At 67.7% G+C, this 14,424-nt stretch carries 13 protein-coding genes; 8 read left to right on the forward strand and 5 right to left on the reverse strand.

Features of this window, described 5'->3' with window-relative positions; translation table 11 throughout:
- Positions 1-2,530, reverse strand: a 2,530-nt coding sequence (locus RTO53_RS12620) for an EAL domain-containing protein (protein ID WP_312238117.1), incomplete at its 3' end; no start/stop codon positions are given.
- Between the two features lie 156 nt (positions 2,531-2,686).
- Between RTO53_RS12620 and RTO53_RS12625 the strand changes: the two genes are divergently transcribed.
- Both RTO53_RS12625 and RTO53_RS12630 read left to right on the forward strand, forming a co-directional pair.
- Positions 2,687-4,792: a PAS domain S-box protein gene (locus RTO53_RS12625; RefSeq protein ID WP_312238118.1), complete on the forward strand. Its 2,106-nt coding sequence runs from the start codon at positions 2,687-2,689 to the stop codon at positions 4,790-4,792.
- A 2-nt stretch (positions 4,793-4,794) separates the two neighbouring features.
- Positions 4,795-6,552 (forward strand): EAL domain-containing protein, encoded by a 1,758-nt coding sequence (locus RTO53_RS12630; RefSeq protein ID WP_312238119.1) that lies wholly within the window; start codon positions 4,795-4,797, stop codon positions 6,550-6,552.
- Positions 6,553-6,690: 138 nt separating this feature from the next.
- Here the strand turns inward: RTO53_RS12630 and RTO53_RS12635 are convergent, their stop codons facing one another.
- The 4 genes from RTO53_RS12635 to flgA all read right to left on the reverse strand — a co-directional run bounded on the left by RTO53_RS12635 (position 6,691) and on the right by flgA (position 9,404).
- A complete protein-coding gene (locus tag RTO53_RS12635) occupies positions 6,691-7,914 on the reverse strand; it encodes an ATP-binding protein (RefSeq protein ID WP_312238120.1) in 1,224 nt (407 codons plus the stop codon).
- Between the two features lie 92 nt (positions 7,915-8,006).
- On the reverse strand, positions 8,007-8,345 hold the full coding sequence (locus RTO53_RS12640; RefSeq protein WP_312238121.1) for a flagellar protein FlgN: 339 nt from the start codon (positions 8,343-8,345) through the stop codon (positions 8,007-8,009).
- Positions 8,342-8,644, reverse strand: a complete 303-nt coding sequence (gene flgM / locus RTO53_RS12645) for a flagellar biosynthesis anti-sigma factor FlgM (RefSeq protein WP_312238122.1) — start codon at positions 8,642-8,644, stop codon at positions 8,342-8,344. The genes RTO53_RS12640 and flgM overlap by 4 nt, the downstream gene beginning before the upstream one ends.
- Positions 8,645-8,753: 109 nt before the next feature.
- Positions 8,754-9,404, reverse strand: coding sequence for a flagellar basal body P-ring formation chaperone FlgA (flgA, locus tag RTO53_RS12650; protein ID WP_312238123.1), 651 nt, complete (start codon positions 9,402-9,404; stop codon positions 8,754-8,756).
- Between the two features lie 105 nt (positions 9,405-9,509).
- Here flgA and RTO53_RS12655 point away from each other — a divergent pair, with 105 nt between their 5' ends.
- From RTO53_RS12655 to RTO53_RS12680, 6 genes are all read left to right on the forward strand, one after another.
- Positions 9,510-10,454, forward strand: a complete 945-nt coding sequence (locus tag RTO53_RS12655; protein WP_312238124.1) for a chemotaxis protein — start codon at positions 9,510-9,512, stop codon at positions 10,452-10,454.
- 384 nt (positions 10,455-10,838) lie between these two features.
- Positions 10,839-11,234 (forward strand): flagellar basal body rod protein FlgB, encoded by a 396-nt coding sequence (flgB, locus tag RTO53_RS12660; RefSeq protein WP_228886938.1) that lies wholly within the window; start codon positions 10,839-10,841, stop codon positions 11,232-11,234.
- A gap of 3 nt (positions 11,235-11,237) precedes the next feature.
- Complete coding sequence (flgC, locus tag RTO53_RS12665) at positions 11,238-11,645, forward strand: flagellar basal body rod protein FlgC (protein ID WP_312238125.1); 408 nt, start codon at positions 11,238-11,240, stop codon at positions 11,643-11,645.
- 26 nt (positions 11,646-11,671) lie between these two features.
- The gene (locus RTO53_RS12670) at positions 11,672-12,358 is read left to right on the forward strand and encodes a flagellar hook capping FlgD N-terminal domain-containing protein (protein ID WP_312238126.1); all 687 of its coding nucleotides are present in this window, start codon (positions 11,672-11,674) and stop codon (positions 12,356-12,358) included.
- A 32-nt stretch (positions 12,359-12,390) separates the two neighbouring features.
- Positions 12,391-13,614, forward strand: coding sequence for a flagellar hook protein FlgE (gene flgE / locus RTO53_RS12675; protein WP_312238127.1), 1,224 nt, complete (start codon positions 12,391-12,393; stop codon positions 13,612-13,614).
- Between the two features lie 32 nt (positions 13,615-13,646).
- Entirely contained in the window at positions 13,647-14,399 is a 753-nt protein-coding gene (locus RTO53_RS12680; protein WP_137189434.1) for a flagellar basal body rod protein FlgF, read from the forward strand.
- Positions 14,400-14,424 lie beyond the last annotated feature (25 nt).

Consider the following 14,424-nt stretch of genomic DNA (forward strand, 5'->3'; position numbering starts at 1 on the left):
GGACGAAACTGCGGTCGATCTTCAGGCGGCCGACCGGGAAGCGGTTGAGGTAGTGCAGGTTGGAGAAGCCGGTACCGAAGTCGTCCACCGCCAGCGGTACGCCGTGGCGTTCGAGCACGTCGAAGCAATGCCGCAGCACCTCGGTGTCACGGATCAGGGCGGACTCGGTGAGTTCCAGCTCCAACCGCTGCGGCGGCCAGCCGTGGGCATGGCAGATGTCGATGACGCGCTCGGCAAAGCCGCGGTCGCGCAGCTGCACCGCCGAGACGTTCACCGCCACGCGGTCGAACTGCAGCCCGGCGGCCTCCCAGGCGGCGGCCTGGCGGCAGGCCTCGGTCAGCACCCAGTCGCCGATGCGCACGATTTCACCGCATTTTTCCGCAATGGGAATGAACTCGGCCGGGCTGCAATAGCCAATGCCGGGGCGATGCCAGCGCAGCAGCGCTTCGATTGCCGGCGGCTGGTCATGCGCGGCATCCAGCAGCGGCTGGTAGGCCAGGGTGAATTCTTCGCGCTCGATCGCGCCCAGCAGGGCGTGCTCGATCTCCAGCTTGCGCTGGATCCGCATCAACGCGTCCTGGCTGTAGTACTGATAGGTGTTGCGGCCCGCTTCCTTGGCCGCGTACATCGCCGCGTCTGCGGCGCGCAGCAGTGAATCGAAATCGGTGCGGCCTTCGTCGAGCATGGCGATACCGACGCTGGCGCCGACCTTCAGCGTGGTCTCGCCACGCTGCAGCGGCTCGGCCAGCGAGGCGATCAGCTTGCGCGCCACGTGGCCGGCGTCTTCCGGCTCGGCCAGGTCGCGTAGTACCACGATGAACTCGTCGCCGCTGAAACGGCCGAACAGGTCGGCGTTGCGCAGGTTCTGGTGCAGGCGTGACGCCGCGGCCTTGAGCAGTGCATCGCCGGTGGCATGGCCGAAGGTGTCGTTGATGGTCTTGAAGCCGTCCAGGTCGATGAACAGCATCGCCAGTGGCGCGCCTCGATCACGGGCTTCCTCGATCGCATCGGCGGTCTGCTCGCGCAGCAGCATGCGGTTGGGCAACCCGGTGAGCAGGTCGTAATGGGCCAGCAGCTCGATGCGCTCGTTGGCTTCGCGCTCGCGGGTGATGTCACGGAACAGCACCACGAAGCGGGTCGGCAGGCCGTCGCGGCGGTCCAGCTCGATCAGCACCTGCACCCAGATGCGCAGGCCGGACTGGCGGTAGAAGCACAGGTCCAGCTGCTCGGGCAGGCCACCGTCGGCGATCCGGGCGAGCGCGGCCTCGAAGGCATCGCGGGAATCCTGGGTGTACAGCGCCAACGCCTGGTCCAGGCTGATCGGCTCCTTGCGCAGGCCGTGGATGCGGTAGCACTCCTCGGTCCACTGCATGTGCCGGGTCGCCACCTCGATCTCGCAGCCGCCGATGCGGCCCAGCGCGGAGACGCGGTTGAGCAGTTCGGTGCGCCAGCGGATGAGCGCATCGGTCTGGTGTTGCTCGGTGATGTTCTGGACCTGGCCCAGCAGGCGCTGGATGCGCCCGTCGGCACCCAGCAACGGCTGCATCCACAGGCGCAGGTGCAGGGCGCCTTCGCGTTCGCGCGGCAGCTCCAGTTCCAGCGTGGCCGGCTTGCCGTCGCGCAGCATGCGTCGCCAGGCGTGGCGCAGCAGGCTGCGCGAGCGCGATTCCAGGCGGCGCAACCAACGCCGACGACCGGTCAGCGGGTCATCGCCGACGCCGAGCAGCGCGCGAAACTCCGGCGACCACCAGAACTGGCGGCTGCCCGGGTCCCACGACCAGCTGCCCATGCTGGCGATGCGTTGGGCTTCGCGCAGGTGCACCTGCTGCTCCAGCAGCAGCGCCTCCATCTGTTTCTGCGCCTGGATGTCGGTGTGGGTGCCGACCATGCGCAGCGGCTGGCCATCGGCGGTACGCGCGACCACCCGGCCCCGGTCCAGCACCCAACGCCAGTCGCCGTCGGGGTGCCGCACGCGGTATTCGGCGGCATAGACCTCGCCTTCGCCACGCAGGTGCGCGTCCAGCGCCGCACGCACGGCCGGCTGGTCATCGGCATGGATGGGAGCCAGCAATGCGCCCGCCGCGTCGCCGCGGGTGACATCCTCGGCCGGGACCGGTTGCCCATCCCAGCGCCGTGAGCGGGTCACCGCATCGGTGGGCACATCCCAGTCCCACAAGCCGTGCCCGGCGTGGTCCAGGGCCAGCTCCCAGCGGCTGCCGGCATAGCTGGCCACCGGCTCGGGCACGCTCAGGGTGAAGGCCAGCAGGTTGCCGTCCGGGTCGTGCACGGCGCGCATCCAGCCATCGAAACGGCCGCGCGGGCCGCCGGGCAGCTGGCAGGGAATCAGGCCACCGTCGGCGGCCAGCAGGCGCAGGTCTTCAAGCAGCTCGCCGTAGGCCGCCACGGTTGCCGGCAACCCATGCTCGCGCGCCGCCGGATTGGCCGCCAGCGGACGCCCGGTCCGGTCCAGGATGACCAGGGCCGATGCCAGTGGGTGCTGCAGCAGACTCGCGATAATCCCTTGGTCCACGCGGTAAGACTCCGATAACGCACCCGACAGCCGGGAACGCAATCGTTAGCGGCGGATTTTCCGGATAGTTGAGTGACGCCCTGCACCGCGCCCCTAAACCGGACCACACCCACTAAGATGCAGGTCGCCCGTCACGATCCGGTTTCTGCCCCGTCCATGCCCGTCGCCCCGTCCGGTCAAGCCACCCCGTCCACGCCCGAACGCCCGCTCGCCCAGGCCCTGCGTCGCGACCGCTGGCGGGTGGTGGCGGGCTACCTGGTGCTGGCGCTGGTGTGGATCCTGTGCAGCGATGCGGCCGTGCAGGTGCTGGCGCGGGACATGGCTTCGGCGGCCCGCTGGCAGACCGCCAAGGGTGCGTTCTTCGTCATCTCCAGCGCGGCGCTGATCTATCTGCTGCTGCGGCCGCTGGCCCAGCATGTGCTGCATGCGCACTCGCGGCTGGAATGCTCGGAGACCCGCCACCGGCAGATGTTCCAGGGCAATCCCGGGCCGATCCTGGTGTACGACCTGGATTCACTGGCGATCCTGGATGTGAACCCGGCCGCGAGCAACCTGTTCGGCTGGAGCCGGGAGGAGTTCACGGCGATGCCGATCAGCGCGCTGTGGCCGACCGGCGATGAGCCGCTGCTGGCGGCCAAGCTGGAGCAGATCCGCGCCGCGCCCGAGCAGCTGTGCGTGATCACCGCCGACCTGCAGCTGCGCGATGGGACACGCCGACGCATGGAGATGCGCAGCACCTTCATCGAGTACGGCGGCCACCGGGCGCGCCTGCTGATCGCCATCGACCGCACCAGCGAGGACCAGGCGCTGCGCCGCCGCGACCAGGCACTGGCGCGGGTGGAGGAAGCGCACGAAATGGCCAGGATCGGCGCCTGGGAAGTCGATCCGGCCACCGGGCTGGGCCGCTTCTCCAACCAGGTCTACCACCTGCTCGGCCGGCGCCCGCCGGAGGCCCGACGCTGGCACCGCTTCGAGGAACTGCTGGTGCCGGCCGACCCGGCCACTGCCGCGCTCAGCGAACAGCTGCTGCAGGACATGAGTGGCGAGCAGGTGCAGATCGATGTGCTGCTGCCGCTGTTGGCGATGGACGGGCGCGCGTTGATGGTGCACCTGCGCGCCGAGAGCGGCCACGACGACGCCGGGCGCCCGCGCGTGCTGGGCACGCTGCAGGACGTGACCGAGCGCGAGCAGTCGCGGCGCCTGCTGCGCGAGCGCGAGGAACAGTTCCGCGAGCTGGTGCGGGTGCTGCCCGATGGCGTGGTCATCCTGTCCGACGAACACGTGCTGTACGCCAATGCCTGCGCGGCCGCGCAGTTCGGCTATGGCCAGCACACCCTGCTGGGCGAACCGCTGGCCGCGCTGGTGGCCGCCGAAGACCTGGCACGGGTGCGCGCGCAGCTGTTCGCGGCCATCCCGCTGCCCAGTACCGGCGCCGGCGAAGTGATCGGCATGCGTCGGCTGGCCGGTGAGCGCTTCCAGGCCGGGCTGGCGGTGGGCGATGTGCGTTATGGCGGGCGCAACTGCAAGCTACTGATCGTGCGCGACCTGAGCGAGCCCGAGCGTATCCGCGAAGCGCTGGAGACCAGCAACCGCGAACTGCAGGCCATGGCCGGACGCCTGTTCTCGCTGCAGGAAGACGAGCGCCGCGCGATCTCGCGCGACCTGCACGACGACATCGGCCAGGCGATCACCGCGATGAAGCTTTCAGCCTATGCCGCCCAGGACGAAGCCGATCCGGCGCGCCGCGGCGAGGACCTGGAGCAGATCATCCAGCTGGCCGACGCCACCGTGGGCAAGCTGCGCGACATTTCCACCCTGCTGCGCCCGCCGCAGCTGGACGCGCTGGGCCTGGAAGCGGCGCTGCGCTGGCAGGCCGGCATGCTGTTCCGCTCGGCGGCGATCGAACTGCTGCCGGACATCCAATCGCTGCCGCGGCGCCCGCAGGGCGATATCGAGCAGGCCTGCTTCCGCATCGCCCAGGAAAGCCTGACCAACGTGCTGCGGCATGCCCGCGCCAGCCAGGTGAGCCTGCAGCTGCACGACGTGAACGACCGCGGCCTGCACCTGCAGGTCCGCGACGATGGCGAAGGCTTCGACCCGGAAGGCCCGCGCGGGCTGGGGCTGATCGTGATGCGCGAACGCGCGCAGAGCGTCGGCGGCACCCTGCGGATCGAATCGGCGCACGGCGCCGGCACCCTGATCGACCTGTACCTGCCATATCGCACCAGCGATGCGGCCACTCCCGATACATTGGAACATTGAACATGTGGAACCCTTCCCTGCCCCTGGTCAGTATCGAGGATGCGCCGCCGCGCCTGGGCGCGGGCAATCCCGAGCTGCAGGCGATGGTCAGCGACGCCGCCGCCGGTGGCACGCCGCTGATGCTGATGCATGTGGACATCGACCATTTCGCTTCGGTCAACGAGAACATGAGCGCGGAGGTCGGCGACCAGGCACTGGTGCTGGTGGCCCAGCGCCTGCAGCACCACCTGCGTGGGCGCGGCAAGCTGTGGCGGCATGGCAGCGATGAGTTCCTGCTGGCGGTGCCGCGCAGCGCGGACATGCCCCTGCCCGAAGACCTGGCCGAAGAGATCCGCCAGCAGCTGGAGCTGCCGCTGTCGGTGCTGCCCTACACGCTGTTCATGACCGGCAAGCTGGGCGTCAGCCTGTGCCCGGAACACGCCAGCGATACCTCGCGGCTGCTCGATCACGCCGAGGACGCGCTGTACCAGGCCGCGCGCGAAGGCGGCAACGCGGTGCGCATCCACGCGGTGGATACCCCGTCCAGCGCACACAGCGAAAGCATCATCGCCCGGCAGATCGTCGATGCGATTCCCAACGGCGAGTTGAAGCTGCGCTACCAGCCGCTGGTGAGCGCCCGCGATGGCCACGTGGTGGGCATGGAAGCGCTGCTGCGCTGGCAGTCGCCGACGTTGGGCATGCTGGTGCCCGAGCGCTTCATGCGCACCGCCGAGCGGCTGGGCATCATCGTGCAGATCGGCACGTGGGTGCTGGAAGGCGCGTTGAAGCAGGCGCGGCTGTGGCGCGACCAGGGCTTTGACGACTTCACCATCGCCGTCAACGTGTCCACCCTGCAGCTGCTGCGCCCGAACTTCTTCGCCGAGGTGATGTCGCTGATGCAGGCCGCCGGGGTGCCGGCGCAGATGCTGACGCTGGAAATCAACGAAAGCGCGCTGACCAACAACGTCAATTTCGTGCATGAAACCCTGGTCAACCTGCGCAACGAAGGTATCAGCCTGAGCCTGGACAACTTCGGCACCGGCGACTCCAGCCTGAGCGCGCTGGTGCGCTACCCGGTGGACAAACTGAAGATCGACCGCAGCTTCATCAAGAGCGCGCCGGCCGGCAACCGCGAGGCGGCCATCGCCCGCGCGATCATCGCCATGGGCCACCAGCTGGGCATGACGGTGATCGCCAACGGGGTGGAGTCGCAGGCGCAACTGGGCTTCCTGCGCCGCAACGACTGTGATGTGTTCCAGGGCTATCTGTTCGGCGAACCGATGTCGGCCGATGCGGCCGGCATGACCCTGCGCCGTCGTTACCTGCGCCCGGAAGCCTTCGCCGAAACCCGTCCGGACCGCACCCTGTTGCTGCTGGACGACGAGGAGAACGTGCTGCGCTCGCTGGTGCGGCTGTTCCGCCGCGATGGCTATCGGATCCTGGCCGCCGGCAACGTACGCGACGCGTTCGACCTGCTTGCGATCAACGACGTGCAGGTGATCCTGTCCGACCAGCGCATGAGCGACATGAGCGGCACCGAGTTCCTGGGCCGGGTGAAGATGCTCTACCCGGACACGATCCGGCTGGTGCTGTCCGGCTACACCGACCTGAACACCGTGACCGATGCGATCAACCGCGGCGCGATCTACCGGTTCCTGACCAAGCCGTGGAACGACGACGAGCTGCGCAAGCACATCCACCAGGCGTTCCGCACGCATGAGGAACAGCGCCGGGCGAATACGGCACCGCCCGTGACGCTGCCGGCCGCAGACGACGACTGAGGTACCCGCGCGAGGTACCCGCGCGTAGAGCCGACCGTTGGTCGGCTGCTCTCAACCGAGGCGCCGCCGCAGCCCACGTGCCATGGCAGCCGACTGCTATCGCAGCCGACCAACGGTCGGCTCTACGGCGCGGGTGGGTCAGCGCGGCTGCTTGATCGGCAGTACCAGGCGGAACCTGGAGCCCTGGCCCGGCGTGCTGTCCAGGTCGATGCGGCCGTGGTGCTTGTTGATGATGCTGTAGGAAATCGACAGGCCCAGGCCGGTGCCGCTGCCGACCGGCTTGGTGGTGAAGAACGGATCGAAGATGCGCTGGCGCAGTTCCGGCGAGATGCCGCCGCCGGTGTCTTCGAACTCCACCCAGACGTGGTCGCCGTCCACGCCGGTGCGCACCGTGATCGTGCCGCGGTCGGCGATGGCATGGCCGGCGTTGAGCAGCAGGTTCATGTAGACCTGGTTGAGCTCGGAGGGCAGGCATTCCACCAGCGGCAGCTGGCCGAACTCGCGCTGCAGGGTGACCTTGTACTTGAGCTCGTTCCAGATGATGTTGATCGTGGATTCCAGGCCGGAATGCAGGTCGACCAGCTTCCAGGATTCATCGCGACCGGAATACGAGAAGTCCTTCAGGTCGCGCACGATCCGGGTCACCCGCTCGATGCCCTCGCGTGATTCGGCCATCAGCTGCGGCAGGTCGCGGCTGATGAAATCGATGTCGAAGCGGGTGCGGATATCGTCGATTTCCGGAATCAGCGCCTTGGGGTCCGGTGCACGCAGGGCGCGCTCGTAGGCTTCGATCACGGTGAACAGGCTGCGCAGGTATTCCTGCAGGCTGCCCAGGTTGGAGTGCACGTAGCCGATCGGGTTGTTGATTTCGTGGGCAACGCCGGCGGCGAGCTGGCCGATGGAGGCCATCTTCTCCGACTGCAGCAGCTTTTCCTGGGTGCCGTTGAGGCGCAGGTAGGCCTGGCGCAGTTCGGCATGCCGCTGCTGCAGTTCGCGCTCGTAGTCTTCCTGGCCTTCGATGCGGCGGAACAGGGCCAGGTAATGGCGCTGGCCGGCTTCGTCGTGGTGGTAGACGTGGGCGATGACCATGCGCTCACCGACCGGCAGGCTGCCGTTCCAGTGGCCGTGCTGGCGTGCGTGTTCCAGCGCATCGGGCGGCAGCAGCTGGCGCAGCCATTGCGCTGCGCCCAGACCGGCCGCGTCCTCGGCCTGGCCGAGCATTTCGCTGACGGCGGCGTTGGCCAGGGCCACGCTGCCATCCTCGCGGAACAGCAGCATGCCTTCGTTGACCCGTTCGAACAGGGCGAGCAGGACCTGCTGCGGGGGCAGCGGCGCGGTGACAAGATGGGAAGAAGCGGTCACGGTCACATCGGGCAGTCGAAACAGGCGCCCAATATACGCGTTGGTCCGCGTGACGGAAGCCCGTGCACGCGCGCGGCCCGCACAGGGCCGGATCAGGCGACGGCGAGCGGCCGTCGCGTATGCAGGGTGTGCGACTGGCCCTTGGCGTCGTAGGCCGAGGACTCTTCGCTGCGGCCCAGCTGGCGCAATGCCCAGTTGACCTCGCGGCGGCGGCGCGACAACAGCACGCCATTGGCGCGGTTGCGTTCGGCCAGTTCCTGCAGGCGTTCGCCCTGCCCGACCGGCAGCACCGTCTCGAGCGCGCGCAGCGCTTCAAGCTTGGCCCCGGTGGCACGGATCAACGCCTGCACGTCATGCTCGACCAATGCCTGGCGTTCGACGTCCAAGGCATCGCTGAGGCGCTGCAATGGCTCGCTCATCGCCAGGTTCATCCCTGCAGCTGCTGGTCCAGATCGAGCATGCGCGAAGCGATCGCGTCGGGATTGATCTTGTAGGTGCCGTTCTGCAACGACTCGCGCACGGCCTGCACACGGCCGGCGTCGATGGCCGGGGCGGTGCTCAGCTCGCGCTGCAGGGCCTGCAGGCTGGTGGCCTCGCCGGTCAGGCGCAGGCTGTCGGCGGCTTCCACCGGACGCGTCGGCGAATCGGTGCTGGCGGCCGGCTTGGTGCCAAGGGCGACACTGCGCAGATGGGCGGTAGCCTGCAGGTTGCCGTCGATTTTCTGGCTCATGGAGTTGTCCTGGAGTTGCGGTTCACAAGGGATAACGGCATGGGGACCGCCATCTTTAGGGGGTTCTGCGGTTTTTTTACCGATTTCCGCCGCCGGTTCAGCATTGTGCTCAGCGCGTCACAAAAACGTCGCCACTGGCTGCCACGGTGCCCTGCACGATCTTCCGCGAGGACAGATTCTCCACCGAAACGCGTTCATTTTCACCGGCATCGGCCATGGCCTTGCCTGCGACCCGCACTTCGACCCCGCCGATCCGAGATACCAGCGCGACGCTGTCGCCGCGACGCACCAGGCGCTGCGGCACCAGGTCGTTGGCCGAGAGCAGGCTGCCGGCGGTCAACGTGCGCCGGGCGACCCGCCCGACCGCGGCGGCCGGGTCGGCCAGCGCGGCGCCGGCAATCCGGGCCACGTCACGCTGTGCAGTGGTGATATCGGCGGCGGCCAGGGTTTCTCCAGCGCCGATGCCGCGATTGAGGATGAGGACGTTCTGGTTGCGGCGGATCTTGACCGGCACGAACAGCCGCCAACCGCCGGCATCGGGACAGCTGACTTCCACGGTACTGGTGCCGGTGGGCTGGGCCTTGAGCCCTTGCCCGCAGGCGGGCAGGCGCAGCGCCGAATCCAGGGTGGTGTCGCCTTCGCTGCCGGCCGGCAGGGTCGACAGCGCGGCGGCACGGATGCTGTCCACCGGCTGCCAGCCGCCGGCGGCGGACGCAGGCGCGGTGACCAACGCAAGCACGGCAAGAAGGATCCAACGCATGGCGACTCCACGGGCAAGGCACATGGGCAGCGTCCTGCAAGGCGCGTGCCGGAAGCGGTCGGGCGCGGCGCTCAAGTCGGGCGCGCTGGCGCCGATACCACTCCCATGTCACATGACCTGCTCAACCGCATCGACCAGCGTACGCGCCTGGCCGGCCACAATCGTCTGGCCCTGCTGCTGTTCCGGCTCGGCGGACGCCAGCTTTTTGGCGTGAATGTGTTCAAGGTGCAGGAAGTCCTGCGCCGTCCGGACCTGTTCCAGGTACCCGGACTGCCCAGCCAGTTCGCCGGGGTGGCCGATGTTCGCGGCCGCTCGGTGCCGGTGCTGGACCTTGGACTGGCCATCGGCCACCCCGAGCGCGAGCCGGACGCGGACAAGGCGCCGGGCTACTTGGTGGTGACCGAGTTCAACCGTTCCATCCAGGGCTTCCTGGTGAGCGGCGTGGAACGGATCGTCAACATCGCGGTCGAGGACATCCATCCGCCGCCGGAGCTGGGCGCCGAGTCGAGCTACCTGACCGCGGTGACCCGCTTCCAGGGCGAGCTGATCCAGGTCATCGACGTGGAAAGCGTGCTGGCCGACATCGCCCAGGTGCGCGGTGAGGCGGTGCTCGACCCCGCCCTGGCAATGCCGGCCGACGGCCCGCAACTGCAGGTGCTGGTGGTGGACGACTCGCGGGTGGCCCGCCAGCAGATCCGCAGCGTGCTGGACCAGCTGGGGGTGGGGGCGACGCTGTTGTCCGATGGCAAACAGGCGCTGGACCACCTGCTGCAGATCCACGCGGCCGGCGAGAATCCGGCCGAGCGCTATGCGATGGTGATCTCGGACATCGAGATGCCCGCGATGGACGGCTACACGCTGACGACGGAAATCCGTCGCCATCCGGGCCTGGCCGGGTTGTATGTGCTGCTGCATACCTCGCTGTCGGGCGTATTCAACAACGCGATGGTCGAGCGGGTGGGGGCCAATGCGTTCGTGGCCAAGTATTCCCCGCATGAGCTGGCCGATTTCGTGCTGGATCGTCTGCGGAAGGTGGCGTTGGCGGCTTGAAGCGGCGGTCGGTTCGCTGATGGCGGGCCGGGGTGGGCGCCTGTTTGCCGATCGCGGTTTTGGGTAGAGAGCAGCCGAGCATGGCTCGGCTCTACCGGGGTCCGGCTCTTCGCCGTTGGCCGCCGGTGGCCGCCTTTCCGTGCGGCTCGGCACCGTCGGTTTATCAAGCCCAGCGCTCCGCTGGGCTTTTTTGTGGGCGTCAGGGTGCCGCAGCCGGGCATGGCCCGGGGCTACGTTGCCTGTGTAGCAGGCGTTGCCGGCCAGCGGCCGGCACTACCCCTCCTCCCGAAGCGGGCTCTGCCGACCCGCGCCACAGGTAACAGGGACGCATCCAACTGGCACAGCCCTTGCACCACTCCCACCATCGTCCCGTGGGAGCGCGCCATGCCCAATCTGATTTCCGACTATCTGGGGGTCCATGCCCAGGCCATGCCGTTGCGCGAGCAGCGGATGAAGCTGATCGCCAGCAACCTGAGCAATGCCGATACCCCCGGGTACAAGGCCCAGGACCTCGACTTCGATGCCGCCCTGCGCAATGCCCAGGGCCTGGACAGCAACGGCCTGATGAAAACCACCAACGAACAGCATTACGCCATCGGCGGCGGCCTCAACCCCTTCCAGGTCACCAAGGAGGGCGTCCAGCCCAGCATCGACGGCAACACCGTCGATCCCGATGCCGAACGTGCCGCCTACGGCCGCGCCGCGCTGGAATACCGCGCCTCGCTCAGCTTCGTCGAATCCAAGGTGCGCTCCATGCTCACCGCCATCACCGGGCAATAAGCCATGAGCAATCTTCCCATTTTCGACATCGCCGGCTCCGCCCTCCAGGCCCAGTCCGTGCGCATGAGCACCATCGCCTCCAACCTGTCCAACGCCGACACCGTCTCCGGTTCGGCGCAGGCCGTCTACAAGCCGCTGGAACCGATCTTCCAGTCCGTCACCAGCCGCACCGACCCGAACATCACCACCGTCCAGGTCAAGGAAATCAGCCAGAGCGACGCCGCGCCGATCAAGCGCTACGAGCCCGGCCATCCCCTGGCCGATGGCGACGGCTACATCTACCAGCCCGACGTCGACCCGGTCGCGCAGATGGTCAACCTCATCTCGACCTCGCGCAATTACCAGGCCGGCGTGGAAATGCTGACCACCGCCAAGGAACTGGCGCTGGCCACCCTGACCATGGGTCGCTGACCCTTTTCCTTACAGGACATACCGTCATGAGCAGCACCAGCGGCGTCGGCCAGAACGGCAGCGATATCTACAGCGCGCTCGGCCTCAACGCCCCCAACAGCGACACCAGCAAGAAGAAAAGCACCCTGGACCAGGCCGATTTCCTGCGCCTGATGACCGAGCAGCTGCAGCACCAGGATCCGCTCAAGCCCATGGACAACACCCAGATGGTGGCGCAGATGGCGCAGCTGTCCCAGGTGCAGGGCATCACCGACCTCAACACCACGGTGAAGGGTTTCCAGGACCAGATGTCCAGCGACCAGATCCTGCGCGGTGCCGCGCTGGTCGGCCACGACGTGCTGGTGCCGTCGACCAAGTGGCAGCTGGAGGCCGAAGGCAACACCAACGGAATGGTCGCCGCCTCCGGCGCCGGCTTCGTCAACGTGGAGATCACCGATGCCAACGGCGTCAAGGTCAACACCCTGAGCGTGGAGTCCAAGGCCGCCGGCGAAGTGACCTTCGACTGGGATGGCAAGGATGCCAACGGCAACCGCCTGCCGCCGGGCAGCTACTCCATCGCCGCCACGTTCACCGACAGCGCCGGCGCCAAGAACAAGGTCAACACCTACGTCGAAGCCCCGGTCGAGAGCGTCACCGTCGGCTCGGACGGCCTGTACCTCAACCTCAAGGGCCTGGGCACGGCCCCGATCGACTACGTGCTCCGCATCAGCTGAGCCGCCCCACCCCGCATACCAGGAGCAATCCCATGGGCTTCAACATCTCGTTGTCCGGCATCAACGCAGCCAATGCCGACCTGAACGTCACCGCCAACAACATCGCCAACGTCAATACCACCGGGTTCAAGGAATCGCGCGCCGAGTTCGCCGACCTGTTCTCGGCCACCAGCTATGGCCTGTCCAAGAACGCGGTGGGCTCGGGCGTGCGCCTGACCAACGTGGCCCAGCAGTTCTCGCAGGGCAACAACGAACAGACCGGGCGCAGCCTGGACATGGCCATTTCCGGTGAGGGCTTCTTCACCATGTCCATGAACGGCGCCCGCGTGTACTCGCGCGCCGGCAACTTCCAGACCGACCAGGCCGGCTACGTGACCAACCCGCAGGGCGCGCGCCTGCAGGTGTTCGCGCCCAATGCCGACGGCACCAACTTCGATGCCGGCCGCCTGGTCGACCTGCAGCTGTTGACCACCGACAGCCCGCCCAAGCAGACCAGCAAGGTCAACGTCAGCTTCACCCTGCCGGCCGACGCCAAGGTGCCGACGGTGAACGTGTTCGACCCGACCGATTCCAACAGCTACAGCCAGTCCACCGGCGGCATCACCGTGTACGACTCGCTGGGCGTCAGCCATACCCAGACCTCGTACTTCGTCAAGACCGCCAATCCGAACGAATGGCAGGTGTACAACTACGTCGATGGCCAGCCCGCCGGCGGCGCCACCACGCTGACCTTCAACAACGCCGGCGCGCTGACTGCCCCGGCCAACGGCCAGATCACCCTGGCCCCGTTCACGCCGAGCACCGGCGCCGGCCAGCTGGCGCTGACACTGGACATCAGCGGGTCCACCCAGTACGGCGAGAAGTTCGCCCTGCGCAACACCCAGCAGGACGGCTACGCCGCCGGCAAGCTCAACGAAGTCACCGTGTCCGAAGAAGGCGTGGTCTACGCGCGCTACTCCAACGGCGATGACAAGGCGCTGGGCCAGGTCGCGCTGACCACCTTCAACAACGCACAGGGCCTGGAAGCCAAGGGCAACAACCTGTGGGTGGAAACCTTCAGCTCGGGCACGCCGCGTACCGGTGCACCGGACAGCTCCAACCTGGGCAAGGTCCAGGCCGGTTCGCTGGAAGCCTCCACGGTCGACCTGACCGAGCAGCTGGTCAACATGATCACGGCCCAGCGCAACTTCCAGGCCAATTCGCAGATGGTCTCGACCATGGACCAGATCACCCAGACCATCATCAACATCCGTTGATGAGCCACTGACCGCATCACGGGACTACAACGATGGACAAGGCGCTCTACGTAGCGATGACCGGTGCACGCGCGTCGCTGCAGGCACAGGGCACGCTCTCGCACAACCTGGCCAACACCGATACCCCTGGTTTCAAGGAAGCCCTGGCCAATACCGAGGCGTTCCCGATCAAGGGCACCGGCTATGCCTCGCGCGTGGACGCCCTGCACGTCGATGCCGGCTTCAACCGGCGCATGGGCGCGCAGCAGATCACCGGCAACCCGCTGGACCTGTCGCTGCAGTCGGGCAACTGGCTGGCGGTGCAGGCACCGGCAGGCGGTGGCGAGGCCTATACCCGTGGTGCGGCGCTCTCGATCACGCCCAATGGCCAGCTGGTGACCGCCGGTGGCCACCCGGTGCTGGACGAAAACGGCGCGCCGATCGCCATTCCGCCGCACCAGGCGATGGACATCGGCAACGACGGCACGATCTCGATCATTCCGCTGGGCGAAGGCCCGCAGACCATGGCCAACATCGGCCGCATCCGCGTGGTCGCCGCGGCCGATGAACGCCTGGAGCGTGGCCTGGATGGATTGATGCGCAACACCGACCCGCAGCAGCCGTTCGTGCAGGCCCAGGGCAAGTCGCTGGAAAGCGGCCAGCTGGAAGGCAGCAACGTGGACGCGGCCGGCGCGCTGGTGCAGATGATCCAGCTGCAGCGCCAGTACGAAATGCAGGTGAAGGTGATCAAGCACGGCGACGACAACGCCCGCAGCGCCAACAGCCTGCTGCGCCTGGGCGGTTGAGCCGGGGCGTAGCGCAATTGACGGG

The organism is Stenotrophomonas sp. (assembly GCF_031995405.1).
GTDB lineage: Bacteria > Pseudomonadota > Gammaproteobacteria > Xanthomonadales > Xanthomonadaceae > Stenotrophomonas.

Excerpts from the sequence above, each read along its gene's own strand:
- RTO53_RS12625 (WP_312238118.1), top strand. The coding sequence starts at position 2,687 with ATGCCCGTCGCCCCGTCCGGTCAAGCCACCCCGTCCACGCCCGAACGC.
- RTO53_RS12630 (WP_312238119.1), top strand. The coding sequence starts at position 4,795 with ATGTGGAACCCTTCCCTGCCCCTGGTCAGTATCGAGGATGCGCCGCCG.
- RTO53_RS12640 (WP_312238121.1), bottom strand. The coding sequence starts at position 8,345 with ATGAACCTGGCGATGAGCGAGCCATTGCAGCGCCTCAGCGATGCCTTG.
- flgM (WP_312238122.1), bottom strand. The coding sequence starts at position 8,644 with ATGAGCCAGAAAATCGACGGCAACCTGCAGGCTACCGCCCATCTGCGC.
- flgA (WP_312238123.1), bottom strand. The coding sequence starts at position 9,404 with ATGCGTTGGATCCTTCTTGCCGTGCTTGCGTTGGTCACCGCGCCTGCG.
- RTO53_RS12655 (WP_312238124.1), top strand. The coding sequence starts at position 9,510 with ATGTCACATGACCTGCTCAACCGCATCGACCAGCGTACGCGCCTGGCC.
- flgB (WP_228886938.1), top strand. The coding sequence starts at position 10,839 with ATGCCCAATCTGATTTCCGACTATCTGGGGGTCCATGCCCAGGCCATG.
- flgC (WP_312238125.1), top strand. The coding sequence starts at position 11,238 with ATGAGCAATCTTCCCATTTTCGACATCGCCGGCTCCGCCCTCCAGGCC.
- RTO53_RS12670 (WP_312238126.1), top strand. The coding sequence starts at position 11,672 with ATGAGCAGCACCAGCGGCGTCGGCCAGAACGGCAGCGATATCTACAGC.
- flgE (WP_312238127.1), top strand. The coding sequence starts at position 12,391 with ATGGGCTTCAACATCTCGTTGTCCGGCATCAACGCAGCCAATGCCGAC.
- RTO53_RS12680 (WP_137189434.1), top strand. The coding sequence starts at position 13,647 with ATGGACAAGGCGCTCTACGTAGCGATGACCGGTGCACGCGCGTCGCTG.